The 24,867-nt window shown below is 57.7% G+C and carries 29 protein-coding genes and 1 riboswitch; of the genes, 23 read left to right on the top strand and 6 right to left on the bottom strand.

Features of this window, described 5'->3' with window-relative positions:
- Nucleotides 1-95 precede the first annotated feature (95 nt).
- A complete protein-coding gene (locus B0B09_RS08560) occupies nt 96-452 on the bottom strand; it encodes a VOC family protein (RefSeq protein WP_076659208.1) in 357 nt (118 codons plus the stop codon).
- A 138-nt stretch (nt 453-590) separates the two neighbouring features.
- On the opposite strand from B0B09_RS08560, the gene B0B09_RS08555 reads away from it, so the two are divergent.
- A complete protein-coding gene (locus tag B0B09_RS08555; protein ID WP_242654397.1) occupies nt 591-1,283 on the top strand; it encodes a helix-turn-helix transcriptional regulator in 693 nt (230 codons plus the stop codon).
- Nucleotides 1,284-1,424: 141 nt separating this feature from the next.
- Here the strand turns inward: B0B09_RS08555 and B0B09_RS08550 are convergent, their stop codons facing one another.
- Genes B0B09_RS08550 through fabA form a run of 3 tightly spaced genes read right to left on the bottom strand, consistent with a single transcriptional unit; the run spans nt 1,425 to nt 4,008 of the window.
- The gene (locus tag B0B09_RS08550; RefSeq protein ID WP_076659206.1) at nt 1,425-2,213 is read right to left on the bottom strand and encodes an enoyl-ACP reductase FabI; all 789 of its coding nucleotides are present in this window, start codon (nt 2,211-2,213) and stop codon (nt 1,425-1,427) included.
- 4 nt (nt 2,214-2,217) lie between these two features.
- Nucleotides 2,218-3,447 (bottom strand): beta-ketoacyl-ACP synthase I, encoded by a 1,230-nt coding sequence (fabB, locus tag B0B09_RS08545; protein ID WP_076659205.1) that lies wholly within the window; start codon nt 3,445-3,447, stop codon nt 2,218-2,220.
- A gap of 51 nt (nt 3,448-3,498) precedes the next feature.
- Entirely contained in the window at nt 3,499-4,008 is a 510-nt protein-coding gene (gene fabA / locus B0B09_RS08540) for a bifunctional 3-hydroxydecanoyl-ACP dehydratase/trans-2-decenoyl-ACP isomerase (protein ID WP_055294286.1), read from the bottom strand.
- 149 nt (nt 4,009-4,157) lie between these two features.
- On the opposite strand from fabA, the gene irrA reads away from it, so the two are divergent.
- Together irrA and B0B09_RS08530 are read left to right on the top strand one after the other, a co-directional pair.
- Nucleotides 4,158-4,574, top strand: a complete 417-nt coding sequence (gene irrA / locus B0B09_RS08535; RefSeq protein WP_055294288.1) for an iron response transcriptional regulator IrrA — start codon at nt 4,158-4,160, stop codon at nt 4,572-4,574.
- A gap of 79 nt (nt 4,575-4,653) precedes the next feature.
- On the top strand, nt 4,654-5,184 hold the full coding sequence (locus tag B0B09_RS08530) for an REP-associated tyrosine transposase (RefSeq protein ID WP_076659204.1): 531 nt from the start codon (nt 4,654-4,656) through the stop codon (nt 5,182-5,184).
- Here B0B09_RS08530 and B0B09_RS08525 read toward each other — a convergent pair.
- Nucleotides 5,123-5,986 carry a glycosyltransferase family protein gene (locus B0B09_RS08525; protein WP_076659203.1) on the bottom strand — a complete coding sequence of 288 codons (864 nt, stop codon included), beginning with the start codon at nt 5,984-5,986 and terminating at the stop codon, nt 5,123-5,125. The genes B0B09_RS08530 and B0B09_RS08525 overlap by 62 nt on opposite strands.
- Nucleotides 5,987-6,099: 113 nt before the next feature.
- Here B0B09_RS08525 and miaB point away from each other — a divergent pair, with 113 nt between their 5' ends.
- Entirely contained in the window at nt 6,100-7,407 is a 1,308-nt protein-coding gene (gene miaB / locus B0B09_RS08520) for a tRNA (N6-isopentenyl adenosine(37)-C2)-methylthiotransferase MiaB (RefSeq protein ID WP_076659202.1), read from the top strand.
- 18 nt (nt 7,408-7,425) lie between these two features.
- Here the strand turns inward: miaB and B0B09_RS08515 are convergent, their stop codons facing one another.
- A complete protein-coding gene (locus B0B09_RS08515) occupies nt 7,426-8,406 on the bottom strand; it encodes a zinc transporter ZntB (RefSeq protein ID WP_076659201.1) in 981 nt (326 codons plus the stop codon).
- 271 nt (nt 8,407-8,677) lie between these two features.
- Between B0B09_RS08515 and B0B09_RS08510 the strand changes: the two genes are divergently transcribed.
- The 19 genes from B0B09_RS08510 (at nt 8,678) to B0B09_RS17625 (ending at nt 24,836) form a co-directional block, all read left to right on the top strand.
- Nucleotides 8,678-9,691, top strand: a complete 1,014-nt coding sequence (locus tag B0B09_RS08510; RefSeq protein ID WP_076659200.1) for a PhoH family protein — start codon at nt 8,678-8,680, stop codon at nt 9,689-9,691.
- Nucleotides 9,688-10,176 (top strand): rRNA maturation RNase YbeY, encoded by a 489-nt coding sequence (gene ybeY, locus B0B09_RS08505; RefSeq protein WP_076659199.1) that lies wholly within the window; start codon nt 9,688-9,690, stop codon nt 10,174-10,176. Before B0B09_RS08510 ends, ybeY begins: the two co-directional genes overlap by 4 nt.
- Before the next feature lie 33 nt (nt 10,177-10,209).
- Nucleotides 10,210-11,097, top strand: coding sequence for a transporter associated domain-containing protein (locus B0B09_RS08500; protein WP_076659198.1), 888 nt, complete (start codon nt 10,210-10,212; stop codon nt 11,095-11,097).
- Nucleotides 11,090-12,589 carry an apolipoprotein N-acyltransferase gene (gene lnt, locus B0B09_RS08495; RefSeq protein ID WP_076659197.1) on the top strand — a complete coding sequence of 500 codons (1,500 nt, stop codon included), beginning with the start codon at nt 11,090-11,092 and terminating at the stop codon, nt 12,587-12,589. Before B0B09_RS08500 ends, lnt begins: the two co-directional genes overlap by 8 nt.
- Nucleotides 12,590-12,622: 33 nt before the next feature.
- Nucleotides 12,623-12,670, top strand: a riboswitch (SAM-SAH riboswitch).
- 7 nt (nt 12,671-12,677) lie between these two features.
- Nucleotides 12,678-13,859, top strand: a complete 1,182-nt coding sequence (metK, locus tag B0B09_RS08490; protein WP_076659196.1) for a methionine adenosyltransferase — start codon at nt 12,678-12,680, stop codon at nt 13,857-13,859.
- A 110-nt stretch (nt 13,860-13,969) separates the two neighbouring features.
- On the top strand, nt 13,970-14,683 hold the full coding sequence (trmB, locus tag B0B09_RS08485; RefSeq protein WP_076659195.1) for a tRNA (guanosine(46)-N7)-methyltransferase TrmB: 714 nt from the start codon (nt 13,970-13,972) through the stop codon (nt 14,681-14,683).
- Between the two features lie 108 nt (nt 14,684-14,791).
- The gene (gene aroA / locus B0B09_RS08480; RefSeq protein WP_076659194.1) at nt 14,792-16,144 is read left to right on the top strand and encodes a 3-phosphoshikimate 1-carboxyvinyltransferase; all 1,353 of its coding nucleotides are present in this window, start codon (nt 14,792-14,794) and stop codon (nt 16,142-16,144) included.
- Nucleotides 16,141-16,749, top strand: a complete 609-nt coding sequence (gene cmk / locus B0B09_RS08475) for a (d)CMP kinase (RefSeq protein ID WP_076659193.1) — start codon at nt 16,141-16,143, stop codon at nt 16,747-16,749. Before aroA ends, cmk begins: the two co-directional genes overlap by 4 nt.
- 87 nt (nt 16,750-16,836) lie before the next feature.
- Nucleotides 16,837-17,355: a hypothetical protein gene (locus B0B09_RS08470; RefSeq protein ID WP_076659192.1), complete on the top strand. Its 519-nt coding sequence runs from the start codon at nt 16,837-16,839 to the stop codon at nt 17,353-17,355.
- A 13-nt stretch (nt 17,356-17,368) separates the two neighbouring features.
- Complete coding sequence (locus B0B09_RS08465) at nt 17,369-17,995, top strand: CatA-like O-acetyltransferase (protein WP_076659191.1); 627 nt, start codon at nt 17,369-17,371, stop codon at nt 17,993-17,995.
- Nucleotides 17,996-18,038: 43 nt separating this feature from the next.
- On the top strand, nt 18,039-18,395 hold the full coding sequence (locus B0B09_RS08460) for an ArsR/SmtB family transcription factor (protein ID WP_076659190.1): 357 nt from the start codon (nt 18,039-18,041) through the stop codon (nt 18,393-18,395).
- Nucleotides 18,379-18,846, top strand: coding sequence for an SRPBCC family protein (locus B0B09_RS08455; RefSeq protein ID WP_076659189.1), 468 nt, complete (start codon nt 18,379-18,381; stop codon nt 18,844-18,846). Before B0B09_RS08460 ends, B0B09_RS08455 begins: the two co-directional genes overlap by 17 nt.
- Nucleotides 18,847-19,104: 258 nt before the next feature.
- Complete coding sequence (gene rpsA, locus B0B09_RS08450; protein ID WP_278247276.1) at nt 19,105-20,778, top strand: 30S ribosomal protein S1; 1,674 nt, start codon at nt 19,105-19,107, stop codon at nt 20,776-20,778.
- Between the two features lie 389 nt (nt 20,779-21,167).
- Nucleotides 21,168-21,449 (top strand): integration host factor subunit beta, encoded by a 282-nt coding sequence (gene ihfB, locus B0B09_RS08445; protein ID WP_055294323.1) that lies wholly within the window; start codon nt 21,168-21,170, stop codon nt 21,447-21,449.
- 84 nt (nt 21,450-21,533) lie between these two features.
- On the top strand, nt 21,534-21,890 hold the full coding sequence (locus B0B09_RS08440) for a lipopolysaccharide assembly protein LapA domain-containing protein (RefSeq protein ID WP_076659188.1): 357 nt from the start codon (nt 21,534-21,536) through the stop codon (nt 21,888-21,890).
- Nucleotides 21,890-22,537: a phosphoribosylanthranilate isomerase gene (locus tag B0B09_RS08435; protein WP_076659187.1), complete on the top strand. Its 648-nt coding sequence runs from the start codon at nt 21,890-21,892 to the stop codon at nt 22,535-22,537. The genes B0B09_RS08440 and B0B09_RS08435 overlap by 1 nt, the downstream gene beginning before the upstream one ends.
- A gap of 34 nt (nt 22,538-22,571) precedes the next feature.
- On the top strand, nt 22,572-22,805 hold the full coding sequence (locus tag B0B09_RS08430; protein WP_055294723.1) for a hypothetical protein: 234 nt from the start codon (nt 22,572-22,574) through the stop codon (nt 22,803-22,805).
- A gap of 144 nt (nt 22,806-22,949) precedes the next feature.
- Entirely contained in the window at nt 22,950-24,176 is a 1,227-nt protein-coding gene (gene trpB / locus B0B09_RS08425) for a tryptophan synthase subunit beta (protein ID WP_076659186.1), read from the top strand.
- 210 nt (nt 24,177-24,386) lie between these two features.
- Entirely contained in the window at nt 24,387-24,836 is a 450-nt protein-coding gene (locus B0B09_RS17625; protein ID WP_131825013.1) for a PepSY domain-containing protein, read from the top strand.
- Nucleotides 24,837-24,867: the final 31 nt, after the last annotated feature.

The following is a 24,867-nucleotide window of genomic DNA, read 5'->3' as shown; positions in this document are numbered from 1 at the left end:
ATGGTAGACCGGGACAAGCCACGGGATGTTGTGAGGAACCCAGTCACCTTATTCCCCCCAATTACGAGGTCAACGCGCCAGTCTCGGTGCGGCACCTAATCAGAGAGACATATCTTGTTTCCATCCAGATCGCGGATATAGGCAGAGAACCTGGGCCCACGCTGGTATGGCGCTCCCTCGCAGGTGCCTCCTATCTCAATGGCCAAAGCGTACAGTCTCCTGACATCCTCTTCCCCGCCAACACAAAATCCAACCATTGTTCCGTTGCCATTGGTGGCAGGTTTTGCATCAAAGGGTATGGCCGCTGCGAAGGCAAAATCCGGACCAAGCCAATAGGTCATTCTGTCTGAGGGTGACATGCTTTCAAGGCCCGACTGTGCAAAGAGCGCGTCATAGAAGGTTTTTGCGGCGGCCATGTCGTTTGTACCGACAACAAAGTAGTTCATTTTCATCGTTTCATCTCCTGTGTTCCGGTCACTTAAGCCCGGCGTTGTTTCTGTGATTTACGATGTATCGACGAATATGACATTTTATGTCTTATTTGGTTCATGGCACGGGCAAACGCGCAAGGCAGGCTGAGACGATTGGAAATGCTGGCAGTTCAGCTCAAGCAGGACGCCCATTGTACGGTCAGCGATCTGGCACGACAGCATGGTGTCAGCGCACGCACGATAGCGCGCGATCTTGTGCTTATGCGGGACCAAGGCATGCAGATCGACGCCGATCGCGGACGCGGGGGCGGTGTACGTCTTGACCGAAACTGGGGTGTTGGTCGCCTGAACTTGACATATCCTGAGGCGGTCGATCTTCTTATCAGCATCGCCGTGGCAGAGCAGATGAAATCACCGATGTTGCTCGCGAATCTCGCGTCGGTAAGGCGGCAGCTGGTCGCTTCGTTCTCGCCTGAGAAACGCACCAAGGTGAACCGGCTCAAGTCCCGTATTCTGATAGGTATCACGGCATCAACTTATGTTCAGGCCAGTGCCAAGGTCCCACCCCCAAGGATAGTGCAAGCTGTGCATCAGGCCTTTATCGATCAGAAGGTGTTGGCGCTTCGCTATCAACGAGAAGACGGTGTTATCTCCGAGCGGCAAATCGAGCCGCATTATCTGTTGTTGAAATATCCTGTTTGGTATGTCGTTGCGATCGATCATCTGACAGGCGAACCAAGGACATTTCGCTGCGACCGCATGCTTGGGGCCGCTATGGGTGAAGCGCGCTTCAAGCTTTTGTCGAAAGAAGCGTTCCAGCCCTCTTTGGTCGTTGATGATCAGTCGCTGTGATCGATCCGTGGCTGGTCATTGGCGGACAGGCATTCAATAGAAAAACGGTCCCGCGAAGCAGCCCGCCAACGCGTTCGTTGGAATGACCGCTATCACGCAAAATGCCGGCAAGCGGGCGAGCGCATCAACAGGGTGCCGTCGTTACAGACTGTCGGCCTGCGGCATTCCCAGCACATGATAGCCGCCATCGACGCGAATGATCTCGCCTGTGGTGCAGGCCCCTGCGTCGGAGGCAAGGTAAACGGCCGTGCCGCCGACAGCCTCAAGCGTGGCGTTGCTGCGCAGAGGGGCGTTCTGGTCGGTGTGTTTGTAGGTCTTGCGCGCGCCGCCGATGGCCGCACCTGCAAGGGTCTTCATCGGGCCGGGGCTGATGGCGTTGACGCGGATCCCTTGGGGGCCAAGGTCGTTGGCAAGGTAGCGCGTCGCGGATTCCAGCGCCGCTTTCGCCACGCCCATGACGTTGTAGAAAGGGGTCACGCGGTTGGACCCCTGATAGGTCAGTGTCAGCAAGGTCCCGCCATCGGGCATCATCTCGGAGGCCCGCTTGGCCACGTCGATGAAGGAATAGCACGAAATCGCCAGCGAGTTTTTGAAGTTGTCGCGGCTGGTGTTGATAAAGCGGCCTGTCAGCTCGTTCTTGTCGGAGAATGCAATCGCATGGACCACGAAATCAAGCGTGCCCCAGCGGTCTTTGAGCGTCTGGAATGCCAGATCCATGCTGGCATCGTCGTTCACATCCACATCGACCATAATGTCCGACCCGACAGAGGCGGCAAGTGGTTCAAGCCGTTTGCCAAAAGCCTCGCCCTGATAGGTAAAGGCCAGTTCGGCGCCTGCGTCGGCCATGGCTTTCGCGATGCCCCAGGCGATGGAGCGTTCATTCGCTACGCCCATGATCAGCCCGCGTTTGCCCTGCATGGAAATTGTCATTGGCCTATCCTTTGAATTTGGAAAGCAGCATGGAACCGTTGGTGCCGCCGAACCCGAATGAGTTGGTCATCACCGTATCAAGACCTGCGTTTTCGACCAGCGTGGTCGCAATTTCCGCCGGATCAAGCGCGGGGTCGAGGGTTTCGACATTGATCGAGGGCGCAATAAAGTCGTGCTCGAGCATCAGCAAACAATAGACAGCCTCTTGCGCACCTGTGGCACCTTGGCTGTGGCCGGTCATGGATTTGGTCGAGCTGATCGGTGGCGTGGTGCCTTTGCCAAAGACGCGGCGGACAGCCTCGACTTCGCCGACGTCGCCCACAGGGGTCGATGTGCCATGCGCGTTGATGTAGCTGACCTTGCGGTCCTCGGGCAGGGTGACCAATGCGCCGCGCATCGCGCGTTCGCCGCCTTCGCCCGAAGGGGCCACCATGTCGGCCCCGTCTGATGTTGCGGCAAAGCCTGTCACTTCAGCATAGATTTTCGCACCGCGCGCCTGCGCGCTCTCCAGCGTTTCCAGTACGACCATTGCACCGCCGCCTGCGATCACGAAACCGTCGCGGTCGGCGTCAAAGGCGCGGCTGGCGCGTTCGGGGGTGTCGTTGTATTTCGACGACATCGCGCCCATCGCATCAAAGAGGCACGACAGCGTCCAGTCGAGCTCTTCGCCTCCGCCCGCGAACATGATGTCCTGCGTGCCGAGTGCCACCTGCTGGGCGGCCATGCCGATGCAGTGCAACGAGGTGGAACAAGCAGAGGTGATCGAGAAATTCATGCCCTTGATTTTATAGGCTGTCGCAAGGTTCGCGCTGACCGTCGAGGACATCGCCTTTGGTACGGCGAAAGGCCCTATGCGTTTGGTAGCACCTGTCGATCTGACAACGTCATGCGCTGCGAGAATGGCCGAGGTTGAAGGGCCGCCAGACCCCGCGATCAGGCCCGTCATCGGGTTGACGACCTGCTCTTCGGTCAAGCCCGCGTCAAAAATCGCCTGTCCCATGGCGATGTGCGCATAGGCCGCACCCGGACCCATGAAGCGCAGGGTGCGCTTATCGACGTGTTCGGTGATGTCGATCTTGAGAGTGCCCGCGATCTGGCTGCGGAAACCGTGTTCGGCCATCTCGGGCGATGCTTCGATCCCGGATTTTCCGGCCTTGAGTGCGGCAAGCACTTCTTCGGCATTGTTCCCGATCGGTGATACGATCCCGAGACCTGTGACAACAACGCGGCGCATGGGCACCTCTCCTTTTGAACGATGATAGATGTGCGAGGGCGAAGCTCTCGACTAGCTTTCAGACAGGGCGACTTTCATATCGGTGACTTGATAGATGACCTCGCCATCCGCCTCAACAATTCCGTTGGCCACGCCCATTGTCAGGCGACGGGTCTGGATGGCTTTGGTGAAATCTACCTTATAAGTCAGCATCTTGCGGTCGGGGCGCACCATGCCGGTCAGTTTGACTTCGCCGACACCGAGCGCGTAACCGCGCCCTTGCCAACCGCGCCAGCCAAGGTTGAAACCGGTCAATTGCCACAGACCGTCAAGGCCAAGGCAGCCAGGCATGATCGGGTTGTTGGGGAAATGGCAGTCAAAGAACCACAGATCAGGTGTGATATCGAATTCAGCGACAACATGGCCTTTGCCATGTGCGCCAGCATCGCCCGATATGTCGGTGATCCGGTCCATCATCAACATCGGAGGTGCCGGTAGCTGGGCGTTGCCTTCGCCGAAAAGCTCGCCACGGGCGCAAGCCAGCAGGGCGTCTTTGTCGAAATAAGTTGGGTAATCGGCCATGTCTTTGGTCTCGTTCTTCTTTACTGCGTCGCAAGACCTCTATCACTCAGCGGTTTATGAGAGCAAGTCTGCGCTTCTCTGACGGTTTTCATTTGATCCGGGGGATATTCTTCCCATATACTTGAGAATAATTGTCATAAAGGGCGACCATGTCAGATATAGCGACACAGCGCAGCACAAACTGGTTGGCAGGAGCGGGGCTTCGGCCGACGCGTCAGCGCGTGACCTTGGCGTCTTTGCTGGTGGGTGACGGGCAGGACCGCCATGTGACGGCTGAAAGCCTGTTTGAAGCAGCCTCTGATGCTGATGAGAAAGTATCGCTGGCTACTGTCTATAATACGCTGCGCGCGTTCTGCGATGCGGGGTTGGTGCGCGAGATTACAGTGGACGGATCGAAAAGCTACTTCGATACCAATATGACCGACCACCCACATTTCTATTGGGAAGACAGCGCGACCTTGACCGATGCGCCCGCGGAAGAGTTGGAAATTCGCAACTTGCCCGATGCGCCCGCCGGGGCAGAGATTGCGTCAGTGGATGTTGTCATCCGGTTGCGCCGCAAGTGACGGGTTAGGTGGATCATGATCCACCTTACTTTTTGCACAGTTTCATAATTCATTAACCGATATTTGCGACGGTCATCGCATGGCTCATTACCGTCGTCTCTACGTGCCGGGTGGCACCTATTTCTTTACCCTGCGCTTGCAGGATCACCGGTCCGATCTCTTGATATCCCAGATTGACCTGTTGCGTGACGCGATGCGTCTTTGCCGTAAGCGCTGGCCATTTGAGATTGAGGCCGCAGTGATCCTGCCCAACAAGCTGCATATGATCTGGACATTGCCGGACGGTGACGCTGATTTTTCGAAACGCTGGCGGCTGATTAAGACAAGCTTTTCTCGCCACGCGCCTGCGCCCGCCTATATCCCCGAAAGCCATTTGAAACGCGGAGAAAAGGGCATTTGGCAGCGCCGGTTCTGGGAACATCTGATCCGCGACGCGGATGATTTCGCACTGCATATGCACCTGATCCGGTCCGCGCCTATTCATGCCGGTCTGGTCAAACGGCCGCGTGATTGGCCTTATTCATCACTGCATTATCCAAAGAAGCAGCTTAGAACCATTGCCCCGGTTCCATCAGCCCCAAATCCAGAAGCTGTTGTGAATGCCAGTTGAAGCGCTGGGATTGTGGCCAGTGAAACGTTGTGATCGCGGCACGGCTGCCCGGGTTGCGCCGGAGGGCTTTTGCCGTCCGGAACGATCCGATCGCAGCAGACAAGTTGTTGTGCCACGGACAGGAATAGGTGTTGTACTCGGCGATATTGAACGCCCGATCCGCCTGCAGCTCAAGACCGGGCTGTGCGCGGAAAAATGAAATCCGGTCGGTCCGTTGGCGCAGTTTTGGGATATGTTCTTCAAACCGCCAGCGCAGCCCACCAAAGACATTGATCTGCCGGTCCAATGTTTCGCCATCATCGGTCTCGCGGGCCAGCGCGTAATAGCCGGATTTGTCAAAATGGGCGCCGTCATGATCAACACCGTCCGGATGGGTTGTGAGGTCTTTGGCATAGAGATCGACAATCGTGCCCATCACCGTGTCGCGCCGTTCCTCGCGCATGAATGTCAGCATCTCGCCCACGCTGCGGGTCTCGCAAAACGGATAGAAAAGATATTCGGCATTATAGCAATAATAGAGCCACTGGTCCGGCAGCACCTTGATCATCGCATTGACGATCACCTGTAAGGCATCCTCTGCGCTGACGTCAAAATCAACGCGGTCTACGGTGTCTGGCAGGTTGGTGGGCAAGGTCTGATCGGGGGCGCAAAAGATCAGGATGCGGGCAAAACCTGCGTTGGTGTGGTGGGCAATTGTACGTGCCACCGCCACATCGTCCTCGATCAGGATCAAGGCAACGGGCCCTTTGGGCGGGGTGCGCCGAAAATCGCCCGAGAGTGCGGAAATGGAAAGATAATGCATAAAACTCGTTTCGTCGAAAGGCAGGGTGCAAAATCGGTGATATCGGGCCGCATTGCAAGCATTCCGCCAAGTCGCTAGAAGACCCGAGTTATCCTAACCCGAGAGCAGCCCCCATGTCCGCGCCAAAGAAGCTTTATATTAAGACCTATGGTTGTCAGATGAACGTCTACGACAGCGAACGCATGGCCGAGGCGCTGGGCGGAAAGGGCTATGTGGAAACCGCTACGCCGGATGATGCGGATATGATTCTGCTCAATACCTGCCACATTCGCGAAAAGGCCGCAGAAAAGGTGTATTCCGAACTGGGCCGGTTCAAAGGGCTCAAAGCGGCGAACCCTGATCTGAAAATCGGTGTCGCCGGTTGCGTGGCACAGGCCGAAGGCGAGGAGATCATCCGCCGCCAGCCGATGGTTGATCTGGTGGTGGGTCCGCAAAGTTATCACCGCTTGCCTGCGATGGAAGAGGCGGTTCAGACGGGGGCCAAGGCGCTGGACACCGATTTTCCTGACGATGACAAGTTTGATACGCTGAAAACACGTGCCAAGGCCAAGCGCGGGCCGACCGCTTTCCTGACCGTGCAGGAAGGTTGCGACAAATTCTGCGCGTTTTGTGTCGTGCCCTATACGCGCGGCGCCGAGGTGTCGCGCCCGGCGGATCGGATTATTCGCGAGGCGCAGGAACTGGTAGAAAGCGGTGTGAAGGAAATCACGCTCCTGGGCCAGAATGTGAACGCCTATCATGGCCATGAAGGCGGTTTGGCGGGGCTGATCTGGGCGCTGGACAAGGTGGACGGGTTGGAGCGCATCCGTTTCACCACATCCCACCCCAACGACATGGATGATGCGCTGATTGACGCGCATGGCACCTGCGACAAGTTGATGCCGTACCTGCATCTGCCGGTGCAATCGGGGTCGGACCGGATTTTGAAAGCGATGAACCGCAAACATACCGCTGCGGGCTATCTGCGCTTGATCGAGCGTATTCGCGCGGCGCGGCCTGACCTGCTGTTGTCGGGTGACTTCATCGTGGGCTTTCCGGGCGAGACCGAGCAGGACTTTGAAGACACCATGCAGCTGGTGCGCGATGTGCATTACGGGCAGGCCTATTCGTTCAAATACTCCACGCGCCCCGGCACGCCTGCCGCTGAAAAGCCGCAGCTGCCCGAGGATGTGATGCATGACCGGTTACAGCGGCTACAGGCGCTCTTGCGTGAACAACAGCAGGCGACGCAGGCTGCAATGGTAGGGCGCGACGTGAAGGTATTGTTTGAAAAGGCAGGCCGTGAAGCGGGCCAGATGATCGGCAAGTCCGAGTATCTGCACGCGGTTTATGCCGATGCGCCTGCGGACGTGCTGGGGCAGGTGGTGCCCGTGCGGATCATTGAGGACAGCCCGAATTCGCTCAAGGGTATTTTGGTATAAGGTGGATTGAAATCCACCTTACGTGCGGAACAGTCCCAGCTTCCTGAACATCCAGACCAGTCCCGCACCCAACACAACCAGAGCTAGACAGACGACCCAGAATGCGCGGGGATCGTCAACGCCGGGCATGCCGCCGACGTTGATGCCCAGCAATCCGGTCAACAACCCCAAGGGCAGGAAGATCGCCGAGACGATCGACAGCAAAAGCATCCGCTGGTTCATCGCTTCGGCGCGGTTGTCCATAATCTGGTCATGCACGATCTGCGCACGGTCTCGGATCGCATCGAGTTCTTCGCCAAAGCGCTGCACCCGTTCCGCCGCCTCCCGCAGGCGCGTGCGGTCGTGCGCATCCAGCCAGCCAAGATCCTCGATTTCTAGCGTGGTCAGCGCGTCGCGTTGTGGTACGAAATAGCGCCGGAGCACGATGGCTTTGCGCCGCAAGCCACCAAGGCGCGACCGTGACACATGGCCCTTGGGATCTATGACCGCCTCTTCCAGCGTGTCGATTTCCTCGTTCAGGGTTGCCACGACCGGTTCGGCCCGATCTGTCAGGCGTAACGCCAGTTTCGCCACGAAATCGCCGGGTGATCGCGGGGCCTCGCCGCGTGTCACTGTTTCCGCAAGATCCTGCACCGCAAAAAGAGGACGCCCCCAAACCCCGATCACCCGCTGATGTTCCAGCCAGAGCCGGACCGACACCATGTCTTCGGGTTCTGCATCCGGGTTCAGGTTTACACCGCGCAGGTTCAAGAGCACGCCGTTGCCATGCACTGTGCAGCGCGGGCGGGTTTCGTCAGCAGTGAGCGCGGCGATGACGAACTGATCAAGCCCCGCCTCGGCCAGCAACGCGGGCGTCGCTGCATTCGCTCTGTTCAGGTGCAGCCAGCCAAAGCCGGGTGGAGCGAGCGTCGCGATGGTTGCGACAAACTCTGCGGGGGTGACCGGCGTGCCACTGCCTGATCCGGAGAAGACAAAGCTTATCGAATCTCTCGTCACCATGGCTGTGCTCTCCTCTTGGGGCAGATCCACCTATCCGGCAGTTGCCTTGGCCCTTTTCGCAGCAGTTTGCGCAAGTTTATAGCATTTGGCAATTTGCGTCTAAGGCAGGGTGTTTTGTCGGCGCATCAAAGGTTTAACGTGGAAGAATGCTGCGCCGCATCTACGTCGTACGAAACAGGGTGCTATCAAAACCCGCTCTTTACGCAAAGAGCCTTGCGCCTTGTGTCTGCACTTGCCACGATACCTATATATAGACAAAGAGGAGAGCTGATTGGCCACCGGTGCCCTGACCCCACCCGCTGACGTTGCAACAGAATCCCTGTTGGAATTCCCTGACAATTTTTTGCTGATCGATCTTTGCGGCGAATATGACCGCAACCTGACCACAATCGAAGAAAAGCTGGACGTGCAGATTTTGCGCCGTGGCAACCAATTGGCTGTGATCGGTGACAAGGACGCCCGTGCCGAGGCCAGCCAAGTACTTGGCGCGCTTTACAGCCGGCTTGAGGCGGGCCGTTCGTTGGAGCCGGGCGATCTGGACCGCGAATTGCGTATGGGGGCGGCACCCATGTTCGATCCTGCCCGCAGTGGTGACCAGATCGAGCTGTTCAAGGGCGAAACAGAGCGTGTCGAGATCAAGACCCGCAAGAAGCTGGTCGAGCCGCGCACCGATGCGCAAAAGGCCTATGTGAAGGCGCTTTTTTCCAATGAGCTTGCCTTTGGTATCGGGCCTGCGGGGACGGGTAAGACCTATCTGGCCGTGGCCGTGGGCGTGAACATGCTGATTTCCGGCCATGTGGACAAGATCATCCTGTCGCGCCCTGCGGTCGAGGCGGGCGAAAAGCTGGGCTATCTGCCCGGTGATATGAAGGACAAGGTTGATCCATATATGCAGCCGCTCTATGACGCGCTGAATGATTTTCTGCCGGGCAAACAATCGGCCAAGATGATTGAGGAAAAGGTGATTGAGATCGCACCTTTGGCCTTTATGCGGGGGCGTACCCTGTCCAATGCCTTTGTTGTGCTGGATGAAGCGCAGAACGCGACCACAATGCAGATGAAGATGTTCCTGACCCGTCTGGGTGAAGGTTCGCGCATGGTGATCACCGGCGACCGCACGCAGATCGACCTGCCGCGCGGTGTGAATTCAGGGCTTTGGGATGCCGAGCGTTTGCTCAAGAATATTCCCAAGATCAGCTTCAACTACTTCACCTCTAAAGATGTCGTGCGCCACCCGCTGGTTGCCGCGATCATCGAAGCCTATGAGGCGGATGACCCAAGGTGAGCGTTGATTGCGTGGTCGAGGATGAGCGCTGGGGCGATATTGACGCCCTGGCGCAATTGGCTTGCGATGCGGCACTTGAACGGCTGGGGTTGGAACCTTCGGTGTTTGAAATCAGCGTACTGGCCTGTGATGATGCGCGGATCGCCGCGCTGAATGCCGATTTCCGTGACAAGCCCGCGCCCACCAATGTGCTGAGCTGGCCGTCTGAGGAACGCGGCGCCGCGATAGATGGTGAAATGCCTCTTCCGCCGCAGCCCGTGCCGGACCCGGAATTGGGCGATATTGCGATTGCCTTTGACACCTGCGCGCGCGAAGCCGCCGCAGCGGGCAAACCTTTGCGCGATCACACGCTTCATTTACTTGTTCATGGCACCCTGCATTTATTGGGTTTTGATCACGAACGTGACCGTGATGCCACCTTAATGGAAGGCTTGGAAACAGAGATACTTGGCAAACTGGGTGTTCCTGACCCATATAGGGAGTAATCGGGTCACCTGACCCACATAGGTAAGGATAAAATGGGCGACACAGACGAAGGACCGTCTAGCGCTGCGCAGAGCGCGCAGCAGGATGAGACGGAGACCTCTCCCGGGCTATTTTCACGTTTGGTGAACGTGTTTACCGCGCCCGTGACATCAGAAGAAAACCACGAGACACCACGCGAAAACGTGAATGCAGCAGGCGCGATGTTGGGGATGCTAAATTTGCGCCGGATGCGCGTCGAAGACGTGTCGATTCCCAAGCCTGATATTGTGGCTGTTCCTGTCACCATTACAAAGGATGAACTGGTTGAGGTGTTCCGGACCAGCGGCCTGACCCGTTTGCCGGTGTATGACGGAACGCTGGATACGCCCATCGGGATTGCCAACCTCAAGGATTTTGCGCTGCGCCACGGTTTTAACGGCAATCGTCAGGAACTGGATTTGCGCGAGATGGTGCGGCCCTTGATTTTTGTTCCCCCTTCAATGCCACTGGGTGTGCTGCTGCAAAAGATGCAGGCCGAACGTATCCACATGGCACTGGTCATTGATGAATACGGTGGCACAGACGGGTTGGTCACGATCGAGGACGTTATTGAGCAGGTCGTCGGCGAGATTGAGGACGAGCACGATATCGAAGAAGCCAAAAGCTGGGTGCTTGAAAAACCCGGCTGCTATCTGGCGCAGGCCCGCACGGATCTGGATGATTTCGAGGCCGAGATCGGTTTCAACCTGACCGAGGCCGAGGAAATCGACGAGGAAGAAATCGACACGCTGGGCGGGTTGGTGACAATGCTTGCGGGCCATTTGCCTGCGCGCGGTGAGGTCATCGTGCATCCCGCCGGTCCCGAATTCGAAGTCGTGGATGCAGACCCGCGCCGGATCAAACGGTTGCGCGTCCGCCTGACACCGGCCAGCAATGGCTAACATCGGCGCGCAGTTTGCTGCGCGTGGGCCGGTCTTGCGGCTTGTCGTGTTTGCGGCCTTAGGGGCCGTGGCGGGCTTGGGCCAAGCGCCGTTTGACCTTTGGCCTGCGACGATCCTTGCGCTGGGCGTGGTGTTTGCCCTGTATCCGCATGCACTGTCGCGCCGTCAGGCTGTGTTTCACGCTTGGGCCTTCGGGTTCGGCTATTTCGCCTTTAGCCTGCGCTGGATTGTCGAACCATTCCTTGTTGATATCGAGCGTCATGGCTGGATGGCCCCCTTTGCGCTGTTTTTGATGGCGGCGGGGGGCGCAATTTTCTGGGCGCTGGCGGCTTGGGTGGCAACACGGCTCGCGCCACGCAGCCCGATGATGTTTGCCCTCGCGCTGGTCGGCTCAGAGCTGCTGCGTTCCCTGATTCTGACAGGGTTCCCTTGGGCTTTGCTGGGCCATGTCTGGGTGACAACAGGCTTGGCGCAGGCGGCGGCCTACGGCGGGCCCCACTTGCTCACGCTTCTGATGGTGCTTTGCGGGCTAGCTATCGCAGCCCTGCTGGGGCCCGCGCGGATTGTAGGGCTTGTGGTTCTGGGGCTGGTGCTGGCGCTGTCCTTTGTCCTCCGCCCCGGACCGGCGGGGCTGCCGTCCGGTGATCTGCCAATCGTGCGTCTGGTGCAGCCCAATGCCCCGCAAGAGCAGAAATGGGACCCTGCCTTCACGGATGTTTTTTTGCGCCGTCTGACCACCTATAGCGCCGAGGGTCCTGTGCCTGATCTGGTGGTCTGGCCTGAAACAGCCGTTCCCTATCTGTTGAACCGCATCGATGATGATCTGGGCTTTCTGGCCGATTCCGCGCGTGGTGCGCCGCTTGTTTTCGGAATCCAGCGGCGCGATGCTGACGCACGGGCCTATAACAGTCTGGTCGTTGTTGGCCCAGGCGGGGCGCTGCAAAGCATCTATGACAAGCGGCATCTTGTTCCCTTTGGAGAGTATATTCCTGGTGCGCGGTTTCTGGGGCAGTTGGGGGCGACGGGGCTTGCCCGTAATCTTGGCGTTGGCTTCACGCCGGGTGCGACGCCCGGGCCAGTTGATCTGCCCGGCATTGGCGCTGCAGTGCCCTTGATTTGCTATGAGGGGATTTTTGCCGAGGAAATCACCTATAGCGATACCCGCCCGAGGTTGCTGTTGTTGATCACGAATGATGCATGGTTCGGCGAGGCGGCGGGTCCGCATCAGCACCTAGCACAAGCGCGGTTGCGCGCAATCGAGCAGGGTTTGCCGATGGTGCGTGTTGCCAACACCGGCATCAGCGCGATGATTGATCCCAAAGGACGCATCACTGCGGCATTGCCGCTGGGTGTTGATGGCGCGATTGATGCGCCTCTGCCTGCGGCCCTTGGGGCGACTCCCTATAGTCAATGGGGCGAGCTGCCGGTTGTCCTGTTGGTGCTTTTGTTCATCTTTGGCGGTTATTTCAGGGCCAGACGCGATAGCGATTGACCTAGCAGCGGGCACACCATATCGGGGTGTTCGATTCTGTCACAACGGCTTCCTGACGTGGCGGTATAACTTAATGGAGCACATTCCCATGGCGCGTAACAATTACATCTTCACCTCTGAATCCGTTTCAGAGGGGCATCCTGATAAGGTCTGCGACCGCATTTCCGACAGCATTCTGGACGCATTCCTGACCGAAGAACCCGAAGCGCGTGTCGCTTGCGAGACTTTCGCCACGACAAACCGCGTGGTGATCGGTGGCGAAGTGGGGCTGTCTGACCAGTCGAAACTGAAGGACCATATGGCGCGGATCGAGGATATCGCGCGCGCCTGTATCAAAGACATCGGCTATGAGCAGGACAAGTTCCATCACGCAACCTGCGAGATTACGAACCTGCTGCATGAGCAATCCGCGCATATCGCCCAAGGTGTGGATGCATCTGACACGAAAGAGGAAGGTGCCGGCGATCAGGGGATCATGTTTGGCTATGCCACAACGGAAACCGATGCGCTGATGCCGGCCCCGATCCAATATGCCCACGCGATCCTGCGCCGTCTGGCAGAGGTGCGCAAATCCGGCGAAGAACCAACGCTGCGCCCTGATGCCAAAAGCCAGGTGTCGCTGCGCTACGAAAACGGCAAGCCGGTTGAGGCGATGTCGATTGTGCTCTCGACCCAACACAGCGACGAGAACCAGACCAGCGCGGATATCCGTGCGATTGTTGAGCCTTACATCCGCGAAGTGATGCCGGAGGGCCTGATCACCGCGCGGACCGAATGGTGGGTAAACCCGACAGGCACATTCGTGATCGGTGGTCCTGATGGTGATGCCGGTCTGACGGGACGCAAGATTATCGTGGATACCTACGGTGGCGCGGCCCCGCATGGTGGTGGGGCTTTCTCGGGTAAAGACCCGACCAAGGTGGACCGGTCTGCCGCTTATGCATCGCGCTATCTGGCCAAGAATGTGGTGGCGGCTGGCATGGCCGAGCGTTGCACGATCCAGTTGAGCTATGCCATTGGTGTGGCCAAACCTTTGTCGATCTATGCCGATACCCATGGCACAGGCGAAGTCGATCCGGCTGCGATCGAGCGTGCGATTGCGCAGGTCATGGATCTGACGCCGCGCGGCATCCGCGAGCATCTGGGCCTGAACAGGCCGATTTACGAGCGGACGGCAGCCTACGGTCACTTTGGTCGTGCGCCGGATGCGGATGGCGGGTTCAGCTGGGAGCGGACCGATCTGGTTGAGGCGCTCAAGCGCGCTGTCTGATCAAGGTAGGGTGGGTCAAGACCCACCTTACAGTTTGCACGGTATGTAGGGTGGATCTTGATCCACCCTGCTGATTGCGAAAGCTGCGCACCCTTGCTAAAGCCCCGCCTATGAGCAAAACCAATCATCCCTCGGGCGCGCCATGGCGCAATTTCTATGGCCGCTTTCGTGGCAAGACGATCCGTGCCGCCCAGCACGACTATCTTGAGAACGATCTTGCGCCGCTATCGCCCGGACCGATCAGTTGGGAAGAAAATCCCGACAGGACGCCGCTTGCGCTGGATGGTGTTTTTGGTGGCAAGGACATCTGGTTGGAAATCGGCTTTGGCGGCGGTGAACATCTGGTGCATATGGCACAGACCTATCCCGACTTTGGTCTGATCGGCTGTGAGCCGTTTATCAATGGTGTCGCCATGCTTCTGGGCAAGATCCGCAAGGCCGATGTGGACAATCTGCGGGTTCACCCGGGCGATGTGCGCGATCTGTTTGATGTTTTACCCGATGCGACGCTGTCAAAAGTCTTTCTGAACTATCCCGATCCCTGGCCCAAGAAGCGCCATCACCGCCGCCGGTTTGTCACACCGGAGCATCTTGCCCCCCTACACCGTGTCATGAAACCGGGGGCCGAGTTGCGCGTTGCGACAGACATCAAGGACTATGTCCGCCAGACACTGGAGCAGGTGCCTTCGCATGGATTTGAATGGCTGGCTGAGGGGCCCCACGATTGGCGCACGCCATGGGCGGATTGGGTGTCGACACGCTATGAGCAGAAGGCGCTCCGTGAAGGCCGGACACCGCATTATCTGACCTTCCGCCGGGTGTGAGCGTCGGACCCTCCGGGGGGAGTATTTCGGGCAAGATGATAAGACAGGTGATAGACCCGGCGAACGCGCTGCGCTATCAACCGCGCGAGTTAAGAAGGAAGATTGCCAATGTCCGGTCACGGCACCCCGATCCCCATGATATCGCACCCCTGTGGCCCTTTGGTGGGTGAAGCGCATGTGCCCGGCGACAAGTCGATTTCGCACCGGTCGCTGATTTTGGGGGCGATGTGTATTGGCGAGACGCGGATCACCGGCCTTCTGGAAGGTGAGGACGTGCTGGATACCGCCAAGGCGATGCAGGCCTTCGGCGCGACGGTGACCAATCATGGTGACGGTGGGTGGACTGTCAGTGGTGTGGGTGTTGGCGGGTTCGCCGAGCCTGACCACGTAATTGATTGTGGCAATTCCGGCACGGGTGTCCGCTTGATCATGGGGGCTGCGGCGACCTCGCCTATTACCGTGACCTATACGGGCGATGCGTCGCTGAACGGGCGGCCGATGGGGCGGGTGACTGATCCGCTCGCACTTTTCGGGGCGCAAGCCGTGGGGCGTGCCGGTGGGCGTTTGCCGATGACCATTGTGGGTGCGCGCGCCCCTGTGCCGGTCCGCTATGTTGTGCCGGTGCCTTCTGCGCAGGTAAAGTCGGCTGTTCTGCTGGCCGGTTTGAATGCGCCGGGTCAGACCGTCGTCATCGAGAAAGAAGCAACCCGCGACCATACCGAGCGGATGTTGCAGGGCTTTGGTGCGACGTTAAGTGTTGAAGAGACTGACGAAGGCCGCGTGATTACGCTTGATGGACAGCCTGAACTGGTCCCCCAGACAATCATTGTGCCGCGCGATCCGTCGTCGGCGGCCTTTCCGGTCTGTGCCGCCATTATCACGCCGGGGTCGGATGTACTGGTGCCCAATATCGGGCTGAACCCCACGCGTGCCGGCCTATTTACCACATTGCAGGAAATGGGGGCCGATCTGGTTTATGAGAACATGCGCGAGGAGGGGGGCGAGCCTGTCGCCGACCTGCGCGCAAGGTTTTCACCTGATTTGAAGGGGATTGCAGTGCCACCCGCGCGGGCAGCGAGCATGATTGACGAATATCCGGTGCTCTCTGTTGTTGCGGCCTTTGCGGCGGGTGTGACGGACATGCAGGGTGTTAAGGAATTGCGCGTCAAGGAAAGCGACCGCATCGATGCAATGGCCAAGGGGCTGCGCGCGGCAGGTGTTACTGTAGATGAAGGGCCGGATTGGTGGAAAATCACCGGTCTGGGCCATGGCAAAGTGCCCGGCGGTGTGACTGTCGCAAGCCAGCTGGATCACCGGATTGCAATGGCCTTTATGGTCATGGGCATGGCCACACAAAAACCGATGCGCATTGATGACGGCAGCCCGATCGCGACCTCTTTCCCTATTTTTGAGGATCTGATGGGACAATTGGGCGCGCAGATCGTGCGTGAAAACGCATGAGCTTTGTCGTTGCCATTGATGGTCCAGCCGCCGCAGGCAAAGGGACGATTTCCAAGGCGGTTGCCGCGCATTTCGGTTTTGCGCATCTTGATACGGGGCTGCTTTATCGTGCGGTCGGGGCCAAAGTGATTGCAGGAGCGGAACCGATTGTGGCCGCACGTGCGCTTGATCCTGTTGATCTTGAAAATGAGCGTCTCCGCACCCCCGCCGTGGCCCAAGCCGCAAGCGAGGTGGCTGTGATCGAAGAGGTGCGCGCCGCACTTGTGGCTTTCCAGCGCAGTTTTGCAGCCCGCGCAGATGGTGCCGTGCTGGACGGACGCGATATCGGGACCGTGATTTGCCCAGAAGCTGACGTGAAGCTTTTCGTCACCGCCAGCGCCGAATGCCGTGCCGAACGGCGCTTTCAGGAGCTTTCGGACAAAGGGACCGACACCACCTTTGAGACGGTGCTGGCGGATGTGAAACAACGTGATGCGCGCGATCAAAGCCGCGCTGCGTCTCCTTTGATCCCCGCTGATGACGCCATTTTGCTTGATACCTCGGATTTAACGGCGGCTGAGGCAGTTGCCGCTGCGATCAAGGTCGTCGAGGCGGCGCGCAGTTAGGACGGCACCATGTTTCAATGGTTCACCAATGGTTGCTTTGCCGGTGTGTGAAAGGGTGGTCTAGGTTCATGGGATAAGGAGTTGCCCATGATCCGTATCCTCATTGCTATTGCATTTTTCTTGCCTGCTGCTGCGCAATCGCAAGAAGCTGAACCTCATATGACGCTGCCGCGCATGGCCGAGATTGTACTTGCGCTTGATCCAGAAGCTGAACTTGTGGGGGCGGGATTTTCGCTGACCATTGATGACATCCCTGTCTTGATTGTCACGGATGTGGCCGCAAACAGGATGCGTGCGATGGTACCGATACGGTCGGCCGAAACGATGACATCCGAGGAGATGCGCCGTGTCATGCAGGCAAACTTCGATAGCGCCCTTGATGCCCGCTATGCGGTGGCCGGCGGGCAGCTATGGGGCGTGTTCCTGCATCCTTTCAAGGAACTTGAGCGTAACCAGTTTATCTCTGGTGTGGCGCAGACGGTGAATGTGGCCAAGACCTATGGCTCTCTCTACAGCAGTGGGGCCGGACAGTTCGGGGCCGGTGACAGCGGTGATCTGCAGCGTGAACTGATCGAAAGGCTGCTGGAAAAGGGTCAGGACATCTGACAACACTTGGCGTATGACCTATACGCTTGTTGACCTTCAAACCTGGCCCCGTAGCGCGCAATTCCGGCTTTTCCGGACCTACCAGCAGCCGCATTACGCAACGACCACGCGCATGAATGTTACACATCTGATGCAGCGCAAGGCCGATGGGATTTCACCCTACCGTGCATGTCTTTATGCAATCGGGGCTGGTTTGCATACTGTACCGGAACTTTGCATGCGTTTCCGCGGAGATACTGTGGTTGCCCATGATATGGTGACGTTATCCATGACAGTGCCGACGGATGCGGGCAGTTTCGGCTATGCCTATGTACCCTATGTTGCCGATTTTGGTGCGTTTGAGGCGCAGGCGGCGGCGTTGATCGGTAAGGTGGCGAAGGGCGGTGTGCTGCAAGCCAACAGCGGAGAGCGCGATGATCTTGCCTATCTGTCGTGTATGCCGTGGCTGGATTACACGGCGATCAACAATGCTTTGCCCGGGCCAGACGACTGCATTCCGCGGGTGACATGGGGAAAATTTGTTGAGCGGGACGGACGCTGGGACATGGCCATGACGCTTGAGGTGCATCACGCGCTGGTCGACGGGGCGCAAGTAGGCGCGTATTTCGCGGCGGTGCAGGCCGCATTGGACCAGCTTTAATAAACCACTTTATTAATTAACTGTTTGGTTTATTAAAGGGTGTATGGAAACTTCCGCATCCCTTGACGCCGCATTCGCAGCGCTTGCACATCCGACACGTCGGGCAATTCTTGCGCGCCTTGCGCAAGGCGAGGCAACAGTCAACGAACTGGCGGCCCCCTTTGCAATGAGCCTGCCTGCGATTTCCAAACATATCCGCGTGCTTGAAACGGCCAATCTGATCAGCCGTGGCCGTCGCGCGCAGTATCGTCCTTGCCAGATCAATGCAGCGCCCTTGGCGGAGATCGCTGCATGGACCGACGCCTATCGCCATATCTGGGATGCCCGATTTGATGCGATGGATGCCGCACTCAAAGACATGATACCTACAGAAGAGGAAGACGATGACCGAATGGATTAAGATCACGCGCACGTTTGATGCACCGATTGAAGAGGTTTGGGCCATGTGGGCCGACGCTGCGAACTTTCAAAAATGGTATGGCCCCAGAGGCTTTTCCGTCCCAGTGGCCGAAATGGACGTGACCGTTGGCGGAACGCGCAAGATCAACATGGAAATGAAAACTCCTGACCGGACAATGTCGATGTGGTTTACGGGGCAATACAAAGAGGTCAGCGCGCCACACAAACTGGTCTACACCGAGAGCATGTGCGACCCGGATGGCAACCTGATTTCGCCCAGTGCGATGGGCATGCCCGAAGGGACCCCTGAAGTGACCGAAATTACGGTGGAACTGACCGAGGAAGACGGCAAAACACTCATGGTCATGACACACGCCGGTATCCCCGCAGGCACACCGGGCGAAGGCGGCTGGATGCAGGCATTCGACAAGATGGGCGAAGTTCTGGGGTAGTGTGCCGTGCTTTGGACCTGATACGTCAAGGCATTGTTGATTGGTGAAACCCCTTGCCTTGCTGGCAAAATCGCCCTATACGCCGCCCTGTCGAAGTGTCGAAACAGGCGCGGACGTGAGACTTGAGCGGGGTCGGTAGTAACCGGCCCTGTTGTTTTATGTTCCGCAAAGGATGCAAGTGACCAACCGAAACCCAAAAGACCGGCGGAGACAACCGCACGGCCCGTATAAAACCAAACGTTAGGAAAACGACGCCACATGGCTAATTCAATGGAAGAGTTTGAAGCACTCTTGAACGAAAGCTTCGAAATGGACACGCCCGCCGAAGGGTCTGTTGTCAAAGGCAAGGTGATCGCAATCGAAGCGGGCCAAGCCATCATCGACGTAGGCTACAAGATGGAAGGCCGCGTTGATCTGAAAGAATTCGCAAACCCCGGGGAAGAGGCTGAAATTGCCGTTGGAGACACTGTCGAAGTGTTCCTGCGTCAGGTTGAAAACGCCCGCGGCGAAGCTGTTATCTCGCGTGAGATGGCGCGCCGTGAAGAGGCCTGGGATCGTCTGGAAAAAGCCTATGCTGACGAAGAGCGCGTTGATGGCGCAATCTTTGGCCGCGTCAAAGGTGGTTTCACTGTCGACCTTGGCGGCGCTGTTGCGTTCCTGCCGGGCTCTCAGGTTGATGTCCGCCCTGTGCGTGACGCAGGCCCGTTGATGGGTCTCAAGCAGCCATTCCAGATTTTGAAAATGGACCGTCGCCGTGGCAACATCGTTGTATCGCGTCGTGCAATCCTTGAAGAATCACGTGCCGAGCAGCGTGCCGAAGTCATCGGCAACCTGACCGAAGGCCAGGAAGTTGACGGCGTCGTCAAGAACATCACCGAATACGGTGCGTTCGTTGATCTGGGCGGTGTTGACGGTCTGTTGCACGTCACAGACATGGCATGGCGCCGTGTGAACCACCCATCCGAAATCCTCACAATTGGTGAGACGATCAAGGTGCAGGTCATCAAGATCAACAAAGAAACCCACCGTATCAGCCTTGGCATGAAGCAGCTGCAGGACGATCCATGGGATGCTGTCGAAGCGAAATTCTCGCTTGGTTCCGTACATCAGGGGCGTGTGACCAACATCACTGATTACGGCGCATTTGTTGAGCTGGAAGCCGGTGTTGAAGGTCTGGTTCACGTGTCCGAGATGTCCTGGACCAAAAAGAACGTACACCCCGGCAAGATCGTGTCTACTTCGCAGGAAGTGGAAGTCATGGTTCTGGAAATCGATTCTGCGAAGCGTCGCGTTTCCCTTGGCCTCAAGCAGACACAGCGTAACCCATGGGAAGTCTTTGCTGAGACACATCCTGAGGGCACCGAAGTGGAAGGCGAAGTCAAGAACATCACCGAATTCGGTCTGTTTGTTGGCCTCGAAGGCGACATCGACGGCATGGTTCACCTGTCTGACCTGACATGGGAAGGCCGTGGCGAGGACGTCATCGGTGATTTCCGCAAGGGCGACATGGTCCGTGCGAAAGTGGCCGAAGTCGACGTCGAGAAAGAGCGTATCTCGCTCTCGATCAAGGCACTCGACGGTGATCCGTTCGCAGAAGCCGTTGGCGGCGTGAAGCGTGGTTCGGTCATCACGGTTGAAGTGACCAAGATCGAAGACGGCGGCATTGAAGTTGACTATGAAGGTGCAAAATCCTTTATCCGTCGTTCCGATCTGTCCCGTGACCGTGCCGAGCAGCGCCCAGAGCGTTTCGGCGTTGGCGACAAGGTTGACGTCCGTGTGACCAACATCGACAGCAAGACCCGCAAGCTGGGTCTGTCGATCAAGGCACGCGAGATTGCAGAAGAGAAGGAAGCGGTTGAGCAGTATGGTTCATCTGATTCCGGCGCATCCTTGGGTGATATCCTTGGTGCAGCTCTGAAGGGCGACGAATAAGCCTTCAGCTTTTGCTTGGAAGAATTGGGCCCCCGCCGCAGGAGACTGCGGCGGGGGTTCTTCGTTGTGCCGGGGAGCTCTAGACGATCTGTGCCCATTGCGCACAGCGGCCTTCACATACTTTGTTCATCCAACACCAGATGCGCTGAAAATCGGGCGGACCAATTGCGAATCGGTGGGCGCGCGCTGGTGGTCCATCGTGCTGCTGGGGCTGAAGAGTGCGGCAGTAAAGCTCCTAATCTGGGTGCTTGGCGCGGCCTTGGTGACGTAAATAGGCGAAAACGCCGCAATCGCGGTATTTCTTCAAAGCCATAAAATGCCTATAGTCGTTTGAAAAGCGGGGACAAACCTGCTGCCATGTGTTCGCTTACTGGTTGGGAGGCCAAATTATGATCCGTTCCGAACTGATCCAGAAACTCGCCGACGAGAACCCGCATCTTTATCAACGCGATGTCGAAAAGATTGTGAATACGATTTTTGAAGAGATCATCGAAGCGATGGCGCGTGGTGACCGGGTTGAGCTGCGCGGGTTCGGCGCATTTTCTGTCAAGAAACGTGACCAACGGATTGGCCGCAATCCCCGGACCGGTGAAGCGGTCGAAGTCGAAGAAAAGCATGTGCCCTTTTTCAAGACAGGCAAGCTGCTGCGCGACCGGCTGAACGGCAACTAGACCCTCACAGGGCTTTTACAGAATTGAAACGCGTGGCGCGGAATTGCAGTTCACCGCGCCGCTGAACTGCGGTATGCTTTCTTCATGAAAACCATTCGCTATGCATTCTGGGCCATCGTCGGCCTTTGTCTTATCCTGATTGGGCTTGCCAATCGTGATGTCGTCACCCTGCGCGCCATGCCTGAGGCGGTCGGTGACTTGCTGGGTCTGGCGCCTGATATCCAGCTGCCTTTGTTCGTCGTGATCTTTATTGCAGTGGGTGCCGGTCTGATGATCGGGTTCCTGTGGGAATGGGTGCGCGAATATCGCATCCGGTCTGATGCGCGCGGCAAAGCGCGTGAAGTCGAAGCGCTCAAGCGTGAGGTGGCACAGCTGCGCGGCGCTGCGGGAACCGGCAAAGACGGCGATGACGTTCTGGCATTGCTTGAAAAGACAGGCTGATGCCGCGCCAGACGCGGGTCAAAATCTGCGGGCTTCGTGATGTTGCCGCGCTCCAAGCGGCTGTGGATGCCGGGGCTGCTTATGTGGGTCTCGTGTTCTTTCCGAAATCACCACGCAATGTGACGATCGCAGAGGCGGCGACACTTGCGCTGGCTGTGCCGGCCGGTGTGGCCAAGGTCGCGCTGGTGGTTGATGCGGATAACGCGCTGCTTGATGAGATCACGGCACATGTCCCGCTGGATATCCTGCAATTGCATGGACATGAAACACCCGAGCGGGTGTCAGAAATTCGGGCCCGATATGGGCTGCCTGTGATGAAGGCGGTTGGTGTCGCTGATGAAAGCGATCTGGCGGCATTGGATAGCTATGCCCGTGTTGCGGATCAGATCCTTGTCGATGCCAAGCCGCCTAAGGACGCGGATCTGCCGGGCGGGAACGGTTTGTCCTTTGACTGGCGTTTGATTGCGGGGCGCCGCTGGCCTGTGCCATGGATGCTGGCCGGTGGTTTGACGCCGCAGACGGTCGGTGAGGCGATTGCGCTGACAGGGGCCACGCAGGTTGATGTGTCGTCAGGAGTCGAATCCACGCCGGGCGTCAAAGATGCTGCGCTGATTGCTGCGTTTTGTACGGCAGCGCAGGCGGATTAAGGCGGTATTTACCAAAAGGACGGATGCTGCGGGCATGCAGCACGCGATTCTTCCCCTCTCGCCCGAAGCATGGTTTCGGCATCTGTTTTCGTCTCAATCGGCGCGCGATGGTGGCGTGGTCCGGCGCAAGGTGCGCGATATGGAACGGATGGTAGGGCGCGACGCGTTCGCAGCGGAAATCAGACGTCGTGGATATTCCGCCGTTGAAAACGCAGGACAGATTATCGTGTTCTGCAATGCTGAACCTGTGAAAGTTGTGGTTGGATAGCCAATTCCTGTGTCAGGAATTGTGGGCAAATCCTTATGAAGGATTTGTTTTCAGACTTTCGATGAAAGTCTGCGACCTGATGGTCGCTTTACCATTCTGAGAAGAATCGTTAGGTCTGGCGGGCACAAATAAAGCAGGTGTCCTATGGCCAACGATCTTTTCAACAGCTTCATGACGGGTCCCGACGAAAAGGGCCGTTTCGGCGATTTCGGCGGACGTTTCGTGTCCGAGACGCTGATGCCGCTGATCCTCGAATTGGAAGCGCAGTACGAGCACGCCAAAACTGATGAGACGTTCTGGGCCGAAATGCACGATCTCTGGACCCATTATGTTGGTCGTCCCAGTCCGCTTTACCACGCCGAGCGCCTGACTGCGCATCTCGGTGGTGCGAAGATCTACATGAAGCGCGACGAGTTGAACCACACGGGCGCGCATAAAATCAACAATGTGCTGGGCCAGATCATTCTGGCCCGCCGCATGGGCAAGACCCGCATCATTGCCGAGACAGGTGCAGGCCAGCACGGTGTTGCAACGGCCACGGTCTGTGCGAAATTCGGTCTGAAATGTGTGGTCTATATGGGCGCACATGATGTCGAGCGTCAGGCCCCCAACGTGTTCCGTATGCGCCTTCTTGGCGCAGAGGTTGTGGCCGTGACATCCGGTCGTGGCACCCTGAAAGATGCAATGAATGATGCGCTGCGCGACTGGGTGACCAACGTGCGCGACACCTTCTATTGTATTGGCACGGTGGCCGGCCCGCACCCGTACCCTGCGATGGTCCGCGATTTTCAGGCGATTATTGGTCAGGAAACCAAAGAGCAGATGCAGGCCGCCGAGGGCCGTCTGCCTGACACCCTGATTGCGGCAATCGGTGGTGGCTCGAATGCGATGGGCCTGTTTTACCCGTTCCTTGACGACAAAGAAGTCAACATCATCGGCGTCGAGGCCGGTGGCAAAGGTGTGAACGCCAAAATGGAGCACTGTGCCTCTTTGACGGGCGGGCGCCCGGGGGTCTTGCATGGCAACCGCACTTATCTTTTGCAGGATGATGTGGGGCAAATCCTTGAGGGCTTCAGCATCTCGGCCGGTCTTGATTACCCCGGCATCGGTCCGGAACATGCCTGGCTGCATGATATCGGCCGCGCGCAATATGTGGCCATCACTGATTCTGAGGCATTGGAGGCATTCCAGCTTTGCTGTGCGCTGGAGGGCATCATTCCGGCGTTGGAGCCGTCCCACGCCCTTGCCCATGTGATGAAGATTGCACCCGACCTGCCCAAAGACCACCTGCTGGTGATGAATATGTGCGGGCGCGGGGATAAAGATATCTTTACCGTAGCCAAACACCTTGGCTTTGACATGAAGGCCTAGGTTATAAGCGCCTAAACTTTGGTTTAGGCGCTCTTTGCCATGTCTGCTGTATTCAAAGTAAACGCTTTATCAATATGCCCGACTCGTTTGGCAGGCTATGCTTATCCTGCGAACCGGTGTTCCGATATTGGATATGCGCTGGTGGTCGATGGTGAGGTTGGCAATGTCGCACGAAAAACAGATGTTCGGACGTGAATGGGGGCATTCCGCATGTTGAGGAAGATCGTTATTTGCCTTGCGCTTGCGGGGACACCCCAACTCGCAGCGGCGCAGTCCGTACAGGATCAGATCGTATCGCAACTGCGCAATCAAGGGTTTTCAGAAATCACATTGCAACGCACATGGCTTGGCCGTGTGCGCGTGACCGCAATACGTGACGATCTGCGCCGTGAGCTTGTCTTCAACCCGCAAACCGGGGAAATCCTGCGCGACTACTGGCGCGACGAGGATGACGAGGGTCCGCGGCTTTTCAATCCCGACAGTTCGGCCAGTGGGGGTTCGGGCACGAACGACGATGACGATGATGACGACGATGATGACGATGACGATGATGATGACGACGACGACGATGACGACGATGACGATGATGACGACGACGACGATGATGACGATGACGACGATGATGACGATGATGACGATGATGACGATGATGACGACTAGTCTGCTCTGAGCAAAGGAAGCGCATTTGCTA

The organism is Yoonia rosea (assembly GCF_900156505.1).
Lineage (GTDB): Bacteria > Pseudomonadota > Alphaproteobacteria > Rhodobacterales > Rhodobacteraceae > Yoonia > Yoonia rosea.
Note: the sequence above shows the minus strand (reverse complement) of the source record. Positions and strands in the feature narration are given on the sequence as shown.